The organism is Cupriavidus malaysiensis (assembly GCF_001854325.1).
Classification (GTDB): domain Bacteria; phylum Pseudomonadota; class Gammaproteobacteria; order Burkholderiales; family Burkholderiaceae; genus Cupriavidus; species Cupriavidus malaysiensis.
In genome coordinates, this window is the sequence record NZ_CP017755.1 from 1,001,737 (window position 1) to 1,019,543 (window position 17,807).

Consider the following 17,807-nt stretch of genomic DNA (forward strand, 5'->3'; position numbering starts at 1 on the left):
GTCGGTCCGTGCGTCGGTCCATGCGGCGCCGCGCGCCCTACATCTCATCGATCGCTGTCGACAGGCTGGCCACGCCGGCGTCCGCATCCCGCTCCAGCGAGAAGCGGTCGCGCGTGGTCACGTAGAAGCTGGCGCCGAAGCGACCGACCGGGAAGTAGTCCTGCAGGCGCACGCGCCAGCGCTCGGTGTCGATCAGGCCGTCGCGCGCATGCAGGTGCAGCACGCGCCCGATGAAGATCTGCCGGCTGGCGGTCTCCAGCGTTTCCCACAGCGTGCATTCGAAGGCCACCGGCGCCTCGGCGATGCGCGGCGGCGCCACTTGCGCGCAGGGGGCCGGCGTCAGTCCCGCGCGCGCCAGCTCGCTGACGTGCGGCGGCAGCCGCTCGCCGCACTGGTGCATCTTGTTCGCCATCGCTTCGTCGCTCAGGTGCACGACGAATTCGCCGCTGCGCACGATATTGGCCGCCGTGTCCTTGAGCGAGCCGTCGGCCAGGCGATTGACGCTGATCATGACGATCGGCGGCTCCTCCCCCAGCATGTTGAACATGGAGAAGGGCGCGGCATTGGCCGTGCCGTCGGCGCCGAGCGTGGTGACCAGCGCGATCGGGCGCGGCACGATCAGGCTCGCCATCAGCTTGTAGCGCTGGTACTCGGTCAGGGTGCTGAAATCGATTTCCATGGGGTTTCCCGTGCGTGGCCGGCACGTGCCTACTGCTTGCCCTGCTGCGGCAGGCCCAGCATCTGGGCCAGGCTCTTCTCGCCCTTCATGCGCGAGGTTTCGATCCGCTGCTCGAGTTCGAGCAGGTGGGCCTCCATCCGTGCCACCGCGCCGGCAGCGTCACCAGCTTCGATGGCGGCGACGATGGCGGCATGCTCATCATGTTCGCAGGGGGCGTGCCCGGGCGGCTCGTAGAGGCCGACGATCAGCGAGCAGCGCGAGACCAGTTCGGTCAGATAGCGCTGCAGCACCGGGTTGCGCGCCAGCGCGGCGATGCGCAGGTGGAAGCCGCTGGCCAGCCGCGCCCAGGAAGGCTGGTCGAAGCGGTGCATGGCGTCGTGTTCCTCGTCGAGCTGCCGGCGCAGCTCGCGCAGGTCGTCCGCGTTCACGCGCGACACGGCCAATTCCACCAGCACCCGTTCCATGGCGCGGCGGGCTTCGAAGATCTGGCGGGTTTCCTCGGGCGTCGGCTCGGCGATCACCGCGCCCTTGTTGGGGCGCAGCGCCACGATGCCGTCGTGGGCGAGCTTTTCCAGCACGCGCCGCACCACGGCGCGGCCGACGCCGAACAACTGGCACAGCTCCGGCTCCGGCAGCTTGGTGCCGGGCACCAGGCGGTGATTGAGGACGCCGTCGAAAATGGTCTGGTAGATGCGCGCGTCGGCGTCGCGCGCCTCCGTTTCCGCTTGTTCGGCGGCGGGCGCCTGCTGTGCGGCGCGGGTCTTCTTCACGGGGGAGGAGGGCATGGGAGCGAGCGGGCAATCGATGGCCATGATGTTAGCGTGACGCGGCCAGGGCAGTGAACGGTGCGCCCGCGTCCTGCGCCGGCGGCTGGGCCTCCATGGCGGCGCAGATGGCGCCGGGCGTGGTCATCCAGATGTCGCCGCGGTCGCGGTGCGCGGCGATGTGCGCCAGTGCGCGGCGCAGGTGGCGCAGGCGGTAAGGCTGGCCGACCAGGTAGGGATGCAGCGCGATGCCCATCACCAGCGGCTGCGGATGGCGGGCATGGCCGGCCTGCGCCAGCATCTCGTCGAAGTGGTCGATGATCATGTCGGCGAAGGCCGCGCCGTCGAGTTGGCGCGCCACGATCATGGGGATGTCGTTGAGTTCCTGTGGGTAGGGAATGGCCCACAGCGGACCGCCGCGGGTCTGCATCGGCACCGGCCGGTCGTCGTGGCACCAGTTCAGCGTGTAGCGGTAGCCGCATTCGGCCAACAGGTCCGGTGTGGCCATCGTCTCCGAGATCCAGGGCGACAGCCAGCCTGCCGGGGCCTGCCCGCTGTGCGCGCGGATGCGCTCACGGCAGTGGCGCAGCAGCGCGCGCTCGCCGGCTTCGTCGAGTTCGCTCTGGCGGCAGGCATTGGTATGGCCATGGCCGATCAGTTCATCGCCGCGCGCCAGGCAGGCATCGAGCACCTCGGGGCAGTGATCGTACAGCGCGGTGTTCAGCAGCACGCCGGCCGGCATGGCGAACTGGTCGAACAGCTCCAGGCAGCGCCACACGCCGACCCGGTTGCCGTATTCGCGCCAGCTGTAGTTGAGCACGTCCGGCTGGGGCGACACGGGGCCCAGGCTGGCACCCAGGCCCTCGCCGAAGGCGAAGTGCTCGATATTGAAGCCCAGGTAGACCGCCAGGCGGGCGCCGCCAGGCCAGCGGAAGGCATCGGCGTCTGTGATCGGGCGGTAGGGAAAGCGGCCGTGGCTGCGCAGCGGGCCGAACTGCGGTGCGGGTGCGGGTGCGGCATGTGGTCGTGGTGTCGCCGGCGGACTCGGATGGTGCGTCATGGACGTTTGCCTTTCTTCCTTTCTTCGCTTGCAGGGTGTCGGGGTCCGGCGGGGTGGGCGGAACCATTGCGGGGAACGCCTGCCCCGACTTGCGGCGCCGCGCACCGCGCTCGTGCAAGAGCCTGGCCGCGCATCGCAATCCGGAACGATGTCGGATCGTTCGCAAAAAGCAGGCCAGATCGTCTGCATATAGCCGTAGAGATCGTCATCTGATCAGTTTCCGTTTCGCGTGCAGATTGGCATGGCTCTTGCAATCGATGGGCCTGTACCAGGGCGGCGCCTGCCGTCCTGCCGCATCCACTCATCGTGCAGACGCCTCCGGAGAACCCCATGCCCCGTCCCCAACGCCGTGCCCTCTTGCTTGCCGCCGCCGCGGCCTGTGTGCTGCCTGCCTTGCGGGCGCAGGCGGCCGAGCCGATCAAGATCGGCCTGATCACCGCGCTGTCCGGCCAGTCCGCCCGTGCCGGCGAGGCGCTGACGCGCGGCATGACGGTCGCCATCGACGAGATCAACGCCAAGGGCGGCCTGCTCGGCGGCCGCAGGCTCGAACTGGTGCGGCGCGACGACGAGGGCAATCCCGCCAAGGGCGTGCTGGCTGCGCGCGAGCTGATCTACAAGGAGAAGGTCGCGGTGCTGTTCGGCGGCCTCGACACGCCGGTGTCGATGGCGATCGTGCCGATCGCCAACCAGGAGAAGGTGCCCTTCATGGGCCCGTGGGCCGCCGGTACCGCGATCACCCGCAACGGCGCCAATCCCAACTATGCCTTCCGTGTCTCGGCGGTCGACGAGGTGGTCGACAAGGCCATGCTGCAGTACGCACAGAAGGCTTTCGGCGCGAGCCGGCCAGGCCTGATCCTGGTCAACAACCCGTGGGGCGAGTCGAACGAGAAGGGCATCGTGGCAGCGCTGGCGGCCAAGGGCGCCAAGCCCGCCGGGGTGGAGAAGTTCGAGGCCAGCGATGTCGACGTGGTGCCGCAGCTCGGCCGGCTCAAGGCCGCCGGCGCCGATGTGCTGTTGCTGGTGGGCAACGTGGGCCCGTCGGCGCAGGTGGTGAAATCGCTCGACCGCATGGGCTGGAAGGTGCCGGTGGTCTCGCACTGGGGCCCGGCGGGCGGCCGTTTCACCGAGCTGGCCGGCCCCAATGCCAGGAACGTGCACTTCGTGCAGACCTACAGCTTCTTCGGGCCGCAGACCCCGGTCAGCACGCGCGTGGTGGCCGAGCTGAAGGCCAGGTACGGTGACATCAAGGGCCCGGACGACATCACGCCTGCCGTGGGCGTGGCCAACGCCTATGACGCGACCCGGCTGGCGGCACTGGCCATCGCCCGCGCCGGCAGCACGCAGGGCGATGCGGTGCGCGAGGGCTTCTACAAGATCGACCGCTACGAAGGCCTGATCAAGACCTATGTGAAGCCCTTCACGCCGCAGGCCCACGACGCGCTGTCGGAGAACGACTACGTATGGGCGCAGTTCATCGACAACCGTATCGTGCCGGTGGGCAGGTAAGGCAGGCCGGCCGCTTCCGGCAGCGACGAGGTTTCTCCATGCTTTGGATTTCCGCCCTGATCAGCGGGCTCGGCCTGGGCAGCATGTACGGGCTGATGGCGCTGGGCTTCCATCTCACCCACGCGGTGTCCGCCACCGTCAACTTCGCCCAGGGCAGCTCGATGATGCTGGGGGCGGTGCTGACCTACACCTTCGCGCAGACGCTTGGCTGGCCGATGCCGCTGGCCATGCTGCTGGCCCTGGCGCTGTGCGCGCTGTACGGGCTGGCGGTCGAGTTCCTGGCGGTGCGGCCGTTCGCCAGCCGCGGCTCCGATGCCTGGCTGATGGCCACGGTGGCACTGGGCATCGTGCTCGACAACGTGGTGCTGCTGGCCTTCGGCAGCGAGCCGCGCAGCCTGCCGTCCCCGCTGGCCACGCAATCGCTGCAGCTCGGCGCCACCGGCGTCGGCGTCTATCCGCTGCAGCTGGTGATCCCCGTGGTGGGGCTGGCGCTGGCCGGGCTGCTGCACTGGGCGCTGCGCCGTTCGCGCTGGGGCGTCGCCATGCTGGCGGTGGTGCAGAACCGCGACGCCGCGCGCCTGATGGCCATCCCCATCCGGCGCACCGTGGCCGGCGCCTTCGCGCTGTCGACGCTGCTGGCGGGCGTGGCCGGCGTGCTGATCGCGCCGCTGTTCAACGTGCAGGCCGACATGGGCACGGTGTTCGGCCTCAAGGCTTTCGCCGTGGCCATCCTGGGCGGCCTGTCGAGCGCCTGGGGCGTGATGGCGGCCGGCCTGCTGTTCGGCCTGGCCGAGGCGCTGGTGACCGCCTGGCTCGGCTCCAGCTACACCCAGATCATCACCTTCGCGCTGGTGATCGCGCTGCTGGCGCTGCGGCCGGACGGCCTGTTCGGGCGTGCGGAGGTGCGCAAGGTATGAGCGATCCGATGCTGTCTTCCCCTTCGTCTCCCTCGTCTCCCTCGTCTCCGCCTTCCGCCGCGGTGCCGCCGGTGGCATCGTCTGCCGCCAGGCGCGGCGCGCCGCTGCTCGGCCTGGGGTCTGCGGCGCAGGTGGCGGCCGTGGTGGCCCTGCTGCTGGCCGCCGCGGCGCTGGCGTTGTCGCTGAACGGCTACTTCGTCTTCGTGATCGCCGGGGTGGCCTTGCTGGCGATCTGCGGCGTGGGCCTGAACCTGCTGCTCGGCCTGAGCGGGCAGGTGTCGTTCGGCCACGTTGGCTTCTATGCGATCGGGGCCTACACCGTGGCCATCCTGACCGGCCAGGCGGGCTGGAGCTTCTGGGCGGCATGGCCGGCCGCCGCGCTGCTGGCGGGCGCGCTCGGTGCCTTGCTGGCCTTGCCGGCGCTGCGCGTCAAGGGGCCGGGCCTGGCCATGGTGACCATCGCCTTCGGCTTCATCGTCGAGCACGGCGCGGTCGAGTGGCGCGCGCTGACGGGCGGCCAGAACGGCCTGATGGGCATCGCCCAGCCGGCGCTGCCGGGCCTCGGCGGCGGCGAACGCAGCGTGGCGCTGCTCGCGCTGCTGGTGCTGGGCCTGGCGCTCGCCGCCTATGCCCGCATCGCGCGCGGAAGCTGGGGCGCGGCCATGCGGGCGGTGCGCGACAGCGAGACCGCGGCGGCCTCGATCGGCATCGATCCGCTGGTGGTCAAGACAGTCGCCTTCGCCGTCTCGGCGGCGCTGGCGGGCCTGGCCGGCGGGTTGTACGCGCCGCTGCAGGGCATGGTCACGCCGGGCATGTTCTCCTTCCTGCAATCGATCCTGTTCGTGCTGGTGGTGATGATCGGCGGCGCCGGCACGGTGGCCGGGCCGGTGGTCGGCGCCCTGGTGGTGGGCCTGCTGCCGGAACTGCTGTCCAGCCTGGAGAATCTGCGCCTGTTGTGCTTCGGCCTGCTGCTGCTGGTGGTGCTGTGGGTGGCGCCGGTGGGTGTGGCCGGTGTCGCCGGCGTCCTGCTGGGGCGGCTGCGGCGGCGCCCGAAGGCCTGGCCCGGAGGCGGCCGCGCCGATGCCGCCGCCGCCAGCCGCCTGCCCGTACGGCCACCGGCCGAGCGCGCGGGGCTGGCGGCGCGGGGATTGTCGATGGTGTTCGGCGGCGTGCGCGCGGTGGATGCGCTGTCGTTCGAACTGCCGCCCGGCCGGGTGACCAGCCTGATCGGCCCCAACGGCGCCGGCAAGTCGACTGTGCTGAACATGCTCTCCGGCTACTACCGCCCGAGCGCTGGCCAGCGCTGGCTGGGCGAACGCGCGCTGCCGGCGCGCGGTGCCTGCCACAGCGCGCGCCACGGTATCGCGCGGACCTACCAGACCACGCAGCTGTTCGCCGGCATGAGCGCCGCCGACAACGTGGCCATCGCGCTGTCCGGCGGCCGCCTGGGCAGCCTGCTCGGGGTCACCGGCTTCACCTCGGCGGTGGTGCGCGAGCGGGCCCGCGGGCTGCTGCTGGCCTGCGGCTACACCGGCGACCCCGACGTGCGCGCGGCCGACCTGCCCCACGTCGACCGCCGCCTGGTGGAGATCGCGCGGGCGCTGGCCACGCGCCCGGCCGTGCTGCTGCTCGACGAGCCGGCCGCGGGCCTGTCGCGCGAGGACAAGGTGGCGCTCGGCCGCCTGCTGCGCGCGATCGCCGGCAGCGGCGTAGCGGTCGGGCTGGTCGAGCACGATATGTCGCTGGTGATGGACGTATCCGACGGCATCGTGGTGATCGACGCCGGCCAGCGCCTGGCCGTGGGCACGCCGCAGGACGTGCGCGCCGATCCGGTGGTACGCCGCGCCTACCTGGGCGATACCGGCGGCGTGCCGGCGCGCGCGCGGCGTGCCGGCACGGGCGAGGGTGCGCCGCCGCGCGAGGCGCTCGGCGTCAGCGCGCTGCGTACCGGCTATGGCGCCGCGCCGGTGCTGCACGAGGTGGACCTGCAGGTGCGCGAGGGCGAGATGGTGGCGCTGCTCGGCGCCAACGGTGCCGGCAAGTCGACGCTGATGCGCGCGCTGGCCGGCCTGCACCGCCCGGTGGCGGGCGGCATCGCGTTCGACGGCACGGACCTGGCGCGGCTGGACGCCGCGCGCGTGGCGGCGCTGGGCGTCGTCCTGGTGCCGGAGGGACGGCAAGTGTTCCCGGAATTGTCCGTGCTCGACAACCTGCGCCTGGGTGCCTTTCCCTCGGGGCGCCTGCCGCGCGCCGAGACGATGCGGCGCGTGGAAGCGATGTTTGCCCGCTTTCCGCGTCTGCGCGAGCGCCAGCACCAGCGCGCCGGGTTGCTGTCGGGCGGCGAGCAGCAGATGCTGGCGGTCGCGCGCGGCCTGATGTCGCGGCCCAAGGTGCTGCTGCTGGACGAGCCCTCGCTGGGCCTGGCGCCGAAGATCATCGAGGAGCTGTTCGCCTCGCTGGATCACCTGCGCGAATCGGCCATCACCATCCTGCTGGTGGACCAGATGGCCGCGCTGGCGCTGTCGCTGGCCGACCGCGCCTATGTGCTGGAGGAGGGGCGGGTGGTGGCCAGCGGCCCGGCCGGGCAGTTGGCGAGCGACCCGTCGCTGGCGCAGGCCTATCTCGGCGGAGCGTGACACCATGGCATGCCTGTCTCCTGCCAACTCCGCGCTGGCCGAGTCCTCGGCCGGCATGGTCACCAGCCCGCACGCGCTGGCCAGCGAGGCCGGGCTCGAGGTGCTGCGCGCCGGCGGCAATGCCATCGAGGCCGCCATCGCCATCGGCGCCACGCTCGCGGTCACCTATCCGCATTTCACCGGACTGGGCGGCGATGCCTTCTGGCTCTTGAGCGACGGAGCCGGCCAGGTGCGCGGCCTGTCGGGCATCGGCCAGGCGGCCGCGGCGCTGCCGGCCTTCGATGGCGCGATTCCCCAGCGCGGCGGTGCCGCCGCCTTGACCAGCGCCGCCACCGTCGACACCTGGGCCCGGGCCTACGCCGTGGCCGGCGAATGGGGCGGCCGCCTGGGCTGGAGCGAGCTGTTCCGGCGCGCCATCGACTATGCGCACGAAGGTTTTGCGCTGACGCCCTCGCAGCACTTCTGGCAGTCCTTCCGCCGCCAGGAACTGGCCGGCTGGGCGGGCTTTGCCGACACCTTCCTGCCGCATGGCAGCCTGCCGGCGGTCGGCAGCCGCCTGCGCCAGCCGGCGCTCGGGCGCAGCCTGGAGCGCATCGCCACCCATGGCGCGCGCGAGTTCTACGAGGGTGAACTGGCCGCGCGCATTGTCGCCGGCCTGCGCGCCGCCGGCTCGCCCCTGACGCGGGCCGACCTCGCCGCCACCGCGGCGCGCGAGGCCGCGCCGCTGCGCGTTTCCTACCGCGGCGGCGAACTGCTCAGCCTGCCGCCGCCGACGCAGGGCGTGACCACGCTGCAGATCCTCGGTGTGCTGGAGCGCTTCGACGTGGCCGCGCTCGCCGAAGGCAGTGCCGACTACTACCACCTGCTGGTGGAGGCGGTGAAGGAGGCCTTCATCGAGCGCAACCGCTATGTCGCCGATCCCGACTTCGCCGAGGTGCCGGTGGCGGACATGCTGAGCCCGGCGCGGCTTGATGCCATGGCACGCCGCATCGACCCGCAGCGCGCGTTGTCTTGGCCGCATGTCTACCAGCATGGAGATACCGTCTACCTGGCGGCGGTCGATCGCCAGGGCCGCTGCGCCAGCGTGCTGCAGACCATCTACTTCGACTGGGGCAGCGGGGTGGTGGCGGGCGATACCGGCATCCTGTGGCACAACCGCGGCGCGGCCTTCCACACCGATCCGGCGCACCACAACGCGATCGGCCCGGGTAAGCGGCCCTTCCATACCTTGAATCCAGGCATGTACCTGCGCGAGGGCCGGCCGCGCCTGCTGTACGGCACGCAGGGCGCCGATGGCCAGCCGCAGACCCTTGCGGCCGTGCTGACGCGCCTGATCGACTACGGCATGGATCCGCTGAGCGCGCTGGCGCGGCCCCGTTTCCTGCTCGGGCGCACCTTTTCCGATGCGCGCGACAGCCTCAAGCTGGAGGCCGACGCCGGCGCGCAGGTGATGGCGGAACTGGCGGCGCGGGGCCACGAGATCAGCGAGATCCCGGCGCAGAGCCCGCTGGCCGGGCACCCGGGCGTGATCGCCATCGATGCCGACGGGCGGCATTGCCGCGGCGCCCACGACCCGCGCAGCGACGGGGTGGCGATGGGCCTGTAGCGCTGGCCCGCCGGACCCGCCGGGGCGGCTTCGTTCAGCGAGCCTGGCTCACTCCGGCTCGATGCCGGCAGCCTGGATCACCCGCGCCCACTTGAGCGTCTCGCTGCGCACGAAGGCTGCCAGTTCGTCCGGCGTGGACGGCAAGGCCTCGCCGCCGGTGCGGCCGAAATGCTCGATCGTGGCCGGGGCCGCCAGTGCCTGGCGGATCAGCGCGTTCATGCGCGCCACCAGGGCCGGGGGCGTGGCCGCGGGAAAGAAGGCGGCCACCCAGGCGGTCATCTCATAGCCGGGCAGGCCGCTTTCGGCCATGGTCGGCACCTCGGGGAAGAGCGGATGGCGCCGGGCGGTGGTGACGGCGACGGCGCGCAGCTTGCCGCCCTGGATCAGGGGCCGGGCCGGCGAGATGTCGGAGACCATGAAGTCGACCTGGTGCCCCATCAGGTCGGTCAGGGCCTGGGGCACGCCCTTGTAGGGAATGTGCTCGGCCGGCGCACCGCTCATCATCTTGTAGAGTTCGCCGGCGATGCGGGTCGAGGAACTGCCGCTGGCGAAGGTCAGCTTGCCCGCCCGCGCCTTGGCGAGCGCGCTCAGGTCAGCCACCGTGCGCACCGGGCTGTCGGCCGGCACCACCAGCACCAGCCCGCTGCGGGCGATCAGCGAGACCGGCGCGAAGTCCTTGACGGGATCGTAGGGCAGCGTGCGGAACAGCGAGGCATTGGCCGCATGCGTGGTGTTGGTGGTGATGAACAGGGTGTAGCCGTCCGCGGGCGAGGCGGCGGCCGCCTTGGCGGCGATGATGCCGCTGGCGCCGGGACGGTTGTCGACCACCACCGGCTGGCCGGTCTGCGCCGTCAGGCTCTGCGCGACATAGCGCGCGCTGTCGTCGGTGCCGCTGCCCGGCGGGAACGGCACCAGCACGCGCAGGGGCCGCTCCGGATAGCCGGCCGCGCGCGCCGGCCGTGGCGCCGCCGCCGCCGCGGCCAGCAGCGGCAGCAGGGCGAGAAAGCGGCGCCGTTCGATTCGCTCGTTCATCTTGTCTCCTCTTCTCTTCTCGTGCCTTCGCGGCATCTTGGCGGGGAGGCGGGACGTGCTGGCTCGCGCCAGGGGGCGTCGTCTCCCGGTCGTGCCGGCGCTTGCCGGCGATCGGCTGGCGGCTGGCCGCCAGCGGCTGATCGATAACGGCCAGCGGCTAGCCGCGGCTAGCCGGGATCGCCAGCGCCGGATAGTGCTCGGTCAGCCTGGCCGGCAGCTCCATGTCGAGCACGAAGCGGTCGCCGCGGTACCAGAAGAAGCCGGCCATCAGGATGTCGCCGTCGATGTCGCGCGCGGTGCGCACCATCCTGGCCACGGGGGCGCCGAAGCCATAGCCGAGCTCGCGCACCAGCACGTGGTCGGCGGGCTCGACCGTCAGGGTCTGGTGCATCACGGCCAGGCGCTCGCCGGCGACGCGGCGCAGCAGGTGCACCAGCTTGTGCCGCTTCTCGCTGCCGCGCGGGAAGCGGGCGAACACCGGGGCGGCGATGTACATCTCGATCAGGCAGAACGGCGCGCCATCATGGATATGCAGCTTGCGCACCATCACATAGCGCTCCAGCGGCCTGCCGTGCCGGCCCAGCTCGGGTGGCAGGCTGGCGTCCTTGCGCTTGTCGAGCACGCGGATCTGGAAGCCGGCGCCATCGGCGCCATCGGCGGATTCGTCGTTGATGGCCGAGCGCAGCCGCGCATCCGGCCCCGGCGGTCCTTGCAGGACGTGGGTGCCGCGTCCGCGCCGGCTGCTGACCAGGCCCTCCTCGGCGAGCAGCGCGAAGGCCTGGCGCACCGTCACCTTGGCGATGCCGTAGGCCTGCGCCAGCGCCTCCACGGTGGGCAGGCGCGCGCCGACCGGGTATTCGCCGGCGACGATCTTGTGGCGCAGCACGCTGGCGAGCTGGCGATAGCGCGTGACGCCGCCGCTGCCGCCATCGTCGGCAAAGGCCCGGCCGCGCGCGGCCGGGGCGGCGGTGCGTGCGGACTTCACGCTTGCGCGGCGCCGTCGCGCGAGATGCCTGCCGCCACCAGCGCGTCGATGGCGGCGTCGTCGTAGCCGGCCTCGCGCAGGATCTCGCGGCTGTGCTCGCCCAGGGACGGCGCATGGCGGCGCCGCAGCGGCGGCGTGCCATGCCATTCGCTGGGCACCGCCATCTCGCGGATGCGGCCCACGGCGGGGTGTTCGGTCTCGCGGAAGAAGCCGATGTCGTCCAGGTGCGGATCGTCGAGCAGCGACTCGAAGGTGTGCATGGGGAACACCGGGATGTCGGCATCTTCCAGCAGCGTGCGCCATTCCTCCGTGGTGCGCTTGGCCATCTCGTCGCTGACCAGCGCGTACAGCTCGGTGATGTGGGCGGTGCGCGTGGTGATGCTGGCGAAGCGCGGGTCGCTGTCGTAGAGTTCCGGCCGGCCGATCACCTTGAGGAAGGTGCGCCAGTGGTGGTCGTGGTAGATCAGGCAGCAGACATGGCCGTCCAGCGTGCGGTAGGGGCGGCGTTCCGGCGACAGCAGGCGCGGATAGCCGAAGCCGCCCTGGGGCGGCACGAAGGTCTCGCCGTACAGGTGGTCGCCCATCACGTAGGGCACCATGGTCTCGAACATCGGCACGTCGACGCGCTGGCCCTTGCCGGTGCGGGCCTGCGCGTACAGAGCGGCGCTGATCACGCCGAAGGCATAGAGTCCCACCGAGCGGTCGGCGATGGTGATCGGCAGGTAGCGCGGCAGGCCGCCGGTGCCCGCCGCGACCGCCTGCGGCAGGCCGGTGGCGGCCTGGATCAGGTCGTCGAAGGCGGCCTGGGGCGCGTAGCGGCCGCGCTGCGAGAAGCCGAACATGCCGACATAGACCAGGCGCGGGTTGAGCTGCGCCAGCGTGTCGTAGCCCAGGCCCAGGCGCTCCATGGCCTGGGGGCGCACGTTGTAGGCCAGCACGTCCGCCTCCGTGGCCAGCCGCAGCAGCGCCTCGCGCCCGGCCGGGGCCTTCAGGTCCAGCACGATGCTGCGCTTGTTGCGGTTCAGGCCGAGGAAGAGCGGGCCGAGCTTGCGGTCGCCGCAAGGGCCGATGGCGCGCGTGCTGTCGCCGCCGGGCGGTTCCACCTTGATCACGTCGGCACCCAGGTCGGCCAGCATCTGCGTGGCCGACGGGCCCATGAACACCGAGGTGATGTCCACCACCTTGACGCCGGCCAGCGGGCCGGCGTTCTCCTCCTGTCGTGCTTGCTCCATGGCTTGCGCGCTCCTCGGGGCCGTGCGCCCGAACAGGCTGCCGGCCGGTCTTCGTTCTTTAGTTCTATGTTTGGAACTATAGGAGAAAAGCCGGTGTCGCTCAATGCGTGGATGCGCCGCAGTGCAGCAGTGCAGCAGTGCAGCAGCGCCGCAGCGCCGCAGCGCCGCAGCGGGTGCGGCGGGTGCGGCGGGTGTCATGGGCGCCGGCGCGGCCGCCGGAGCGCTCCGGTCAGCGGCACAGGTCGGCCGGCGTCGGCGGCGTGGCGCGGGCGAGGTCGAAGTCGGCCTCCTGCAGCCCGCTCGGCGTCAGCGCCACCCAGTGCAGCACCGAGGGCGAGCGCACCAGCCCCAGGCTGCCCTGGTAGGTCCAGGGGATCGGCGAGGGCTGGCTGCCGCGCAGCGTGATGCGGTCGGCGGACAGCGCCAGGTGCAGCAGGCGGCCGTCCTGCGACGGCGTGTAGGCGGTTTCGCCGGCCACGGCGATGCCGGCCTCGCGCACGCTGGCCGGCATGCAATCCAGCGTGGCGCGCACCTGGCCGTCGTCGTCGAGCAGGCGCGCGAAGCCGGTGCCGGCATCGCTGGTGCCGACCACCAGGAAGCGCTCGAGCGCGGGCACGTAGGCCACGCCGTAGGTGTAGTACTTCAGGCGGTCGCTCAGCACCTGCGCGGCGGACAGGGTGCCATCGGCCGGGCGGAACAGCGCGGCCTTCAGGCGGGCATGGGTCTCGCCCGGGATGTACTGCTGCCAGACCAGCAGGGCGGCATCGCGCGAGCCCGCCAGCAGCGGCCACCACTCGCGCTGCCGGCGGGCCACGTCGTCGCTGCGCAGCAGTCGCCCCTTGCCGTCGTAGGTCTTGAGGTAGACGCCGTTGCCGGTGCCCAGGTCGTCGACACCGCCGCCTTCCACCCAGTCGTCGGCATAGAACACCACGAAGCGGTTGCCCACCGCCGCCACGTGGCCGGAGTGTCCGCCGGCCCGGACGTCGATCGATCTTGCCTGCTGCGGCCGCAGGTCACGGGTGTAGAGACGGTAGCGCTGGCTGACGGTATTGACGGTGTCCGAGCCGTCCTCGAAGGTCAGCATGATGCGGCCGGCGGCATTCTGCGCCACCGACACAGGTTCCTGCGCTTCCTTCTGCGCCACCAGCAGGCGGGGTTTGCCGAGCACGGGCCGGGCCGGCGACCAGGCCGCGACGTAGATGTCGTGGGTCCAGTTGCGGTTGCGGTCGGGGCCGCGCGGCGGCAGTCCGGCACTGCTGAAGAAGACATAGGTGAGGCCGCCGGGGCCGGCCGCGGCGCCGATGCCGTGCATATAGGCACGCAGGTCGACGCCGGGGCGCGCGCCGGTGGGCAGGGCGGCCTCGGTGGCCGGAATGGCGCCGCCCTGGGCCGCAGTCGCCCACGACAGCGCCGCGGCGAGGGCCAGCGCCGCATGCCATGGCGCCATCGCGCCGATCGTGCCGCGCATGGTGGTTTCCGCAGTCGAGCCCGGCCGGATGGCCCCGGTCCGCCCGCGCGGACCGGGTCGCCGGCGCTGCTCAGGCCAGTTCCTGCTGCAGCGGCGCGACGCGCGAGATCAGCCCGTCCTGGTCGTGGTAGGCGACCAGGCGGCGCCCGGCGCCCACCGCCAGCACGACGTCCTTGGCCAGGTCCAGTGACGGTGTGGCGGCCGCGCGCGGCGTATGGTGGGCGCCCGGCCGGTGTTCGCCGGCCAGGCGCGCGAGCGCCCACAGGCTCAGCGCCAGCGCCATGGCGGCCACGGCCAGCATTTGCGGCACGAATTCGCGCCACGTCACCGGGCTGCCGCCGCCGGACAGGACGCAGCGGTAGATGTAATACGCGGCCGCCAGCCAGGCGCCGGCGACGATCGCAGGGCGCGCCAGCCGGAACCAGAGGTAGCGCCGCAGCGCCTTGCCGCGCCCAAGGTACTGCAGGTAAGCCTGCAGTCCGGCGCCGGATGTGTCGATGATCGGCTCGTTCATGTCGGGGTTCCTCCTCAAGTGTGCTCTTCAAGCTGCGTGGCATGCGGCGATGCCGGCGCGGGAGACGTTGGCTGCGAGGGCGCGCCCTCGCGGATGCCGCGGTCCGGGCTGACCCACCGCGCCCGCGAGCCGCGCTGGTGCAGCAGCACGCTGGGCAGGGCGATCACCGAAGCGACCATGCCGATGGTCCAGAACGCGACCGGATACCAGATCGTGTTGAGGAAGTAGCGCAGCAGCCGGGTGTCGTAGTGGCGATCGATGAGGCAGCCGACCACGATCTGCGCGCAGCAGGTCAGGAAGAGAGCGATGCCGGCGCCGCGCGGCACGTTGGCGAAGTGCCAGGCCGGCGGCAGGTCGAACAGCGCGTTGGCGAGCGTCATCACCAGCGTGAACAGCATGCAGTAGGCCCACAGCACGCTGGCGGCATATTCGAGGAAGATCGGCCACATCATCGTCGCGCGCTTGCGGAGGATGGGGACGGCGTACTTCTGCAGCACCTGGATGCCGCCCTTGGCCCAGCGCAGGCGCTGCCGGAACAGGCCCTTGAAGGTCTCGGGCATCAGGATCCAGCTCAGCGCATGCGGCTCGAAATGGATGCGCCAGCCACTGACCTGGAGCTTCCAGCTGATGTCGATGTCCTCGGTCAGCATGTCCGGGCTCCAGTAGCCGACGCTGCGCAGCGCGCTCTTGCGGAACATGCAGATCACGCCGGACACGGTCAGCAGGCGCCCGTACATCTCCTGTGTGCGCTTGATCAGGCCGACGATGGAGGAGAACTCGCCGACCTGCATGCGCCCGAGCAGCGAGGTGCGCGTACGGATGCGCGGGTTGCCGGTGACGCCGGCGACGTCGGGGTCGCGCAGGAAGTGGCGCAGCATCCAGCCGATGGTCTCGCGGTCGAGCAGGGAATCGCCGTCGATGCACAGCAGGTACTCGGCATCGGTCAGCATGGCCGCCGTGGTCAGGCCGATCGCCTTGCCTTCGTTGTGGCTCTGGTGGATCACCAGCAGCTGCGGATACTGGTCGGTCAGTTCGTTGAGGATCTCGCCGGTGGCGTCGCTGCTGCCGTCGTTGACGGCGATGATGTTGTAGTTCGGGTAGCGCAGCCGGGCCAGGCTGGCCATCACTTCGCGCACGTTGTCGGCCTCGTTGTAGCAGGGCACGATCACCGAGACCTTGGGGCAGTCGGGCAGCGCGTCGGCGCGGGCCTTGCCGCGCTCCTTGTGCTCGACCAGGAAGTAGTGCAGCAGTCCGCCCATCATCCAGAGGTAGGACATCAGCAATGGATAGTAGAAGACGAAGTTCGAGATCACGCTTGCTACGTTCTTCATGGTTTTCCCCGCCTGTAGCCTTGCCCTGCGCCGCCGCTATACCTTCATGCCGGTGCGCGGCCGCACCAGGTTCTGCATCGACATGACATCGCGCAGCACCGCCAGGTCCGGCTGGTCGGCCATGAACTGGTCGGGGCTGTAGCCGAGATGCCTGGCGCCGGCCGCGCGCAGGCGCTGCATCTGTGCGCGCAGCGCGCTGCTGGCGATCGGTGTGCCGGTGCGGCCGTCCAGCGCCTGCAGCGAAAAGATGGTCTTGCGCAGCGCGAGCGGATGGGCCGCCACCGCGCGCGCCAGGCCGTCCAGCCACGCCGTCGACGGGGGCGCGCCGGAGTCCTCGCTGGCCGGCAGCTTGACGAAGTCGTAGGCGGCGGCGAAGGCATCGAGGTCCTGCGCCAGCCGCGCGACGCCGTCCGGCTCCAGCACGGCGTCGGCGCGGAGGGTGCGCACGGTCAGCACGCTGCCGCCCTGGTAGTCGGTGACGAGGGCGGCGAGATCCCGGGTGAGGTCGCCCAGGTGGCGCAGCTTGCCTTCCGACCAGCGCCGCCGCAGCTCGGGATCGGCGCGGATCGCCGCCACGCTGGGCGGCAGGCCCCAGTCGGCGTAGGCGGCCAGCGCCGCGTCGCCGGCATCCTCGGACTCGCCGAGACAGGCGTCGGCGCCGAACACGATGCCGTTGAAGCTGGTGTAGCGCGCCAGGTCGTAGTAGATATCGCGGATGGTGGCTCGCGCCCGGGCGTCGAAGGGGCTCAGGCGCGGCATGCCGCGCGCGGCGGCCGGCGTGCCGTCGGCCCCGGGTGCCGCGGTGACCAGGCGCGCGGCGGCCGCATGGCCGGCCGGCAGCCGGAACGCCAGCAGCGGCAGCGCCGCGTAGACCTGCACCCCGGTGCGCGTGATCAGTTGCCAGGCCGTGCGCGAGAACAGGTCGGCGCGCATCGGCAGGTGGCGGTTGGGGAAGTACAGCGCGCGGGCGCTGCCGCTGCCGTCCGGATCGTGGTAGGCCTTGAGGAAGACCGACTTGGGCTCGAGCGCCTTGATACGGTCCAGCAGGTGCGACAGGCGGGCCTCCTGGCGTGCGGGATCGGCATCGTAGACATCGTCCAGCGCCACGTCGACCACCCGCTCGATCGGATGGCTGTCGCCGCGATAGGCCGACTGCCGGCGGAACTGCGCCAGCATGACGCCCGCGTCCCAGTCGTAGGAGACCAGCTGGCGGCGGATCCTGGTGAGCGGCACGTCGGGCGTGTTGGGGCCCTCGTCGAGCGTGAAGTGGACACGCATGCCGAGCTGGCGCGAGGCGCCGATCAGGGCGGAGTTGTAGGTGCCGTAGGGCCATACCATCGCGCGTGGCGCGACGCCGGTGTTGGCCTGGATCAGGTCCGAGCAGCGCTGCAGGTCGGCGGTGGTGCGGCGCTGGTACTCGTCGTCGTTCTCGTAGCGCCCGAGCTCGGGGAAGTAGAGATGGGCGCTGGCTGCCGGCAGTTCGTTGCCCTGCGGGTTGGCCACCGCGCCGTGGTGCATGTCGTGCGTATGCGAGGCGATCTCGACCAGCCCGGAGTCGGCCATCTCGCGCAGGTGTTCCCAGCGCATGAAATAGCCCGGCGCCATGAGCGACTTGTAGCCGATGCGCACCGGCTGCCCGCGCGGCGTGTCGGTCCAGCGCGATACCACCGCGATCAGGGCCGGGTAGCCGTACTGCTTGAGCAGCGGGAAGGCCTTGGTGTACTGGCTGGCGTAGGCATCGTCGAAGCTCAGCAGCACGGCGCGGGGCGGCAGCGGCGCGCCGCCGTTGCGCGCGGCGATGATCTGCTCGACGCTGACCGGGCGGAAGTCGTTGGCCCGGATCCAGGCGAAGATGTTGTTGAGCATGGCGGTGCTGATGGCGCAGGTGTCGGCCACCGTCGCCACATCGGCGCGCAGGTCGTCGCGGATGTCGTGGATGGCAAGCACGCGGAAGGTCAGGCCGTCATCGGCATCCTGCTGCGGCAGCAGCGACAGGGCTAAGCCGGCGTGGGCGGCCTGGCTCACCGACAGCGCGCCGGCAAGGCCAAGGAAGGAGCGGCGATCGAGCTTGTGCATG

14 protein-coding genes are annotated in these 17,807 nt (G+C 71.5%); 4 read left to right on the plus strand and 10 right to left on the minus strand.

Annotated features, from left to right (window positions below; genetic code table 11):
- Positions 1–37: 37 nt before the first annotated feature.
- Genes BKK80_RS24075 through BKK80_RS24085 form a run of 3 tightly spaced genes read right to left on the minus strand, consistent with a single transcriptional unit; the run spans position 38 to position 2,503 of the window.
- Positions 38–679, minus strand: a complete 642-nt coding sequence (locus tag BKK80_RS24075; protein ID WP_071021533.1) for a flavin reductase family protein — start codon at positions 677–679, stop codon at positions 38–40.
- Between the two features lie 29 nt (positions 680–708).
- Positions 709–1,464 carry a GntR family transcriptional regulator gene (locus tag BKK80_RS24080; protein WP_231908157.1) on the minus strand — a complete coding sequence of 252 codons (756 nt, stop codon included), beginning with the start codon at positions 1,462–1,464 and terminating at the stop codon, positions 709–711.
- A gap of 31 nt (positions 1,465–1,495) precedes the next feature.
- Positions 1,496–2,503, minus strand: coding sequence for a polysaccharide deacetylase family protein (locus tag BKK80_RS24085; protein WP_071021531.1), 1,008 nt, complete (start codon positions 2,501–2,503; stop codon positions 1,496–1,498).
- A gap of 330 nt (positions 2,504–2,833) precedes the next feature.
- On the opposite strand from BKK80_RS24085, the gene BKK80_RS24090 reads away from it, so the two are divergent.
- Genes BKK80_RS24090 through BKK80_RS24105 form a run of 4 tightly spaced genes read left to right on the plus strand, consistent with a single transcriptional unit; the run spans position 2,834 to position 9,168 of the window.
- Complete coding sequence (locus BKK80_RS24090) at positions 2,834–4,009, plus strand: ABC transporter substrate-binding protein (RefSeq protein ID WP_071021528.1); 1,176 nt, start codon at positions 2,834–2,836, stop codon at positions 4,007–4,009.
- A 38-nt stretch (positions 4,010–4,047) separates the two neighbouring features.
- Positions 4,048–4,926: a branched-chain amino acid ABC transporter permease gene (locus tag BKK80_RS24095; RefSeq protein ID WP_071071594.1), complete on the plus strand. Its 879-nt coding sequence runs from the start codon at positions 4,048–4,050 to the stop codon at positions 4,924–4,926.
- The gene (locus BKK80_RS24100) at positions 4,923–7,562 is read left to right on the plus strand and encodes a branched-chain amino acid ABC transporter ATP-binding protein/permease (RefSeq protein WP_236903946.1); all 2,640 of its coding nucleotides are present in this window, start codon (positions 4,923–4,925) and stop codon (positions 7,560–7,562) included. The genes BKK80_RS24095 and BKK80_RS24100 overlap by 4 nt, the downstream gene beginning before the upstream one ends.
- 4 nt (positions 7,563–7,566) lie before the next feature.
- Entirely contained in the window at positions 7,567–9,168 is a 1,602-nt protein-coding gene (locus BKK80_RS24105; RefSeq protein WP_071021522.1) for a gamma-glutamyltransferase family protein, read from the plus strand.
- 48 nt (positions 9,169–9,216) lie between these two features.
- On the opposite strand, the gene BKK80_RS24110 is transcribed toward BKK80_RS24105, so the two are convergent.
- From BKK80_RS24110 to pgaB, 7 genes are all read right to left on the minus strand, one after another.
- The gene (locus BKK80_RS24110; RefSeq protein WP_071071596.1) at positions 9,217–10,200 is read right to left on the minus strand and encodes a tripartite tricarboxylate transporter substrate binding protein; all 984 of its coding nucleotides are present in this window, start codon (positions 10,198–10,200) and stop codon (positions 9,217–9,219) included.
- Between the two features lie 157 nt (positions 10,201–10,357).
- The gene (locus BKK80_RS24115; protein WP_071071598.1) at positions 10,358–11,185 is read right to left on the minus strand and encodes a GntR family transcriptional regulator; all 828 of its coding nucleotides are present in this window, start codon (positions 11,183–11,185) and stop codon (positions 10,358–10,360) included.
- Positions 11,182–12,417, minus strand: a complete 1,236-nt coding sequence (locus tag BKK80_RS24120) for a CaiB/BaiF CoA transferase family protein (protein ID WP_071071601.1) — start codon at positions 12,415–12,417, stop codon at positions 11,182–11,184. The genes BKK80_RS24115 and BKK80_RS24120 overlap by 4 nt, the downstream gene beginning before the upstream one ends.
- A gap of 229 nt (positions 12,418–12,646) precedes the next feature.
- On the minus strand, positions 12,647–13,885 hold the full coding sequence (locus BKK80_RS24125) for a hypothetical protein (RefSeq protein ID WP_071071604.1): 1,239 nt from the start codon (positions 13,883–13,885) through the stop codon (positions 12,647–12,649).
- Positions 13,886–13,955: 70 nt separating this feature from the next.
- Positions 13,956–14,399 carry a hypothetical protein gene (locus BKK80_RS24130; RefSeq protein ID WP_071071606.1) on the minus strand — a complete coding sequence of 148 codons (444 nt, stop codon included), beginning with the start codon at positions 14,397–14,399 and terminating at the stop codon, positions 13,956–13,958.
- A 14-nt stretch (positions 14,400–14,413) separates the two neighbouring features.
- Positions 14,414–15,730, minus strand: a complete 1,317-nt coding sequence (pgaC, locus tag BKK80_RS24135; protein ID WP_071039576.1) for a poly-beta-1,6-N-acetyl-D-glucosamine synthase — start codon at positions 15,728–15,730, stop codon at positions 14,414–14,416.
- A 36-nt stretch (positions 15,731–15,766) separates the two neighbouring features.
- Complete coding sequence (gene pgaB / locus BKK80_RS24140; protein ID WP_071071608.1) at positions 15,767–17,806, minus strand: poly-beta-1,6-N-acetyl-D-glucosamine N-deacetylase PgaB; 2,040 nt, start codon at positions 17,804–17,806, stop codon at positions 15,767–15,769.
- Between the last annotated feature and the right edge of the window lies 1 nt (position 17,807).

Coding starts and splice junctions, on each gene's coding strand:
- BKK80_RS24075 (WP_071021533.1), bottom strand. CDS start 679: ATGGAAATCGATTTCAGCACCCTGACCGAGTACCAGCGCTACAAGCTG.
- BKK80_RS24080 (WP_231908157.1), bottom strand. CDS start 1,464: ATGCCCTCCTCCCCCGTGAAGAAGACCCGCGCCGCACAGCAGGCGCCC.
- BKK80_RS24085 (WP_071021531.1), bottom strand. CDS start 2,503: ATGACGCACCATCCGAGTCCGCCGGCGACACCACGACCACATGCCGCA.
- BKK80_RS24090 (WP_071021528.1), top strand. CDS start 2,834: ATGCCCCGTCCCCAACGCCGTGCCCTCTTGCTTGCCGCCGCCGCGGCC.
- BKK80_RS24095 (WP_071071594.1), top strand. CDS start 4,048: ATGCTTTGGATTTCCGCCCTGATCAGCGGGCTCGGCCTGGGCAGCATG.
- BKK80_RS24100 (WP_236903946.1), top strand. CDS start 4,923: ATGAGCGATCCGATGCTGTCTTCCCCTTCGTCTCCCTCGTCTCCCTCG.
- BKK80_RS24105 (WP_071021522.1), top strand. CDS start 7,567: ATGGCATGCCTGTCTCCTGCCAACTCCGCGCTGGCCGAGTCCTCGGCC.
- BKK80_RS24110 (WP_071071596.1), bottom strand. CDS start 10,200: ATGAACGAGCGAATCGAACGGCGCCGCTTTCTCGCCCTGCTGCCGCTG.
- BKK80_RS24120 (WP_071071601.1), bottom strand. CDS start 12,417: ATGGAGCAAGCACGACAGGAGGAGAACGCCGGCCCGCTGGCCGGCGTC.
- BKK80_RS24125 (WP_071071604.1), bottom strand. CDS start 13,885: ATGCGCGGCACGATCGGCGCGATGGCGCCATGGCATGCGGCGCTGGCC.
- BKK80_RS24130 (WP_071071606.1), bottom strand. CDS start 14,399: ATGAACGAGCCGATCATCGACACATCCGGCGCCGGACTGCAGGCTTAC.
- pgaC (WP_071039576.1), bottom strand. CDS start 15,730: ATGAAGAACGTAGCAAGCGTGATCTCGAACTTCGTCTTCTACTATCCA.
- pgaB (WP_071071608.1), bottom strand. CDS start 17,806: ATGCACAAGCTCGATCGCCGCTCCTTCCTTGGCCTTGCCGGCGCGCTG.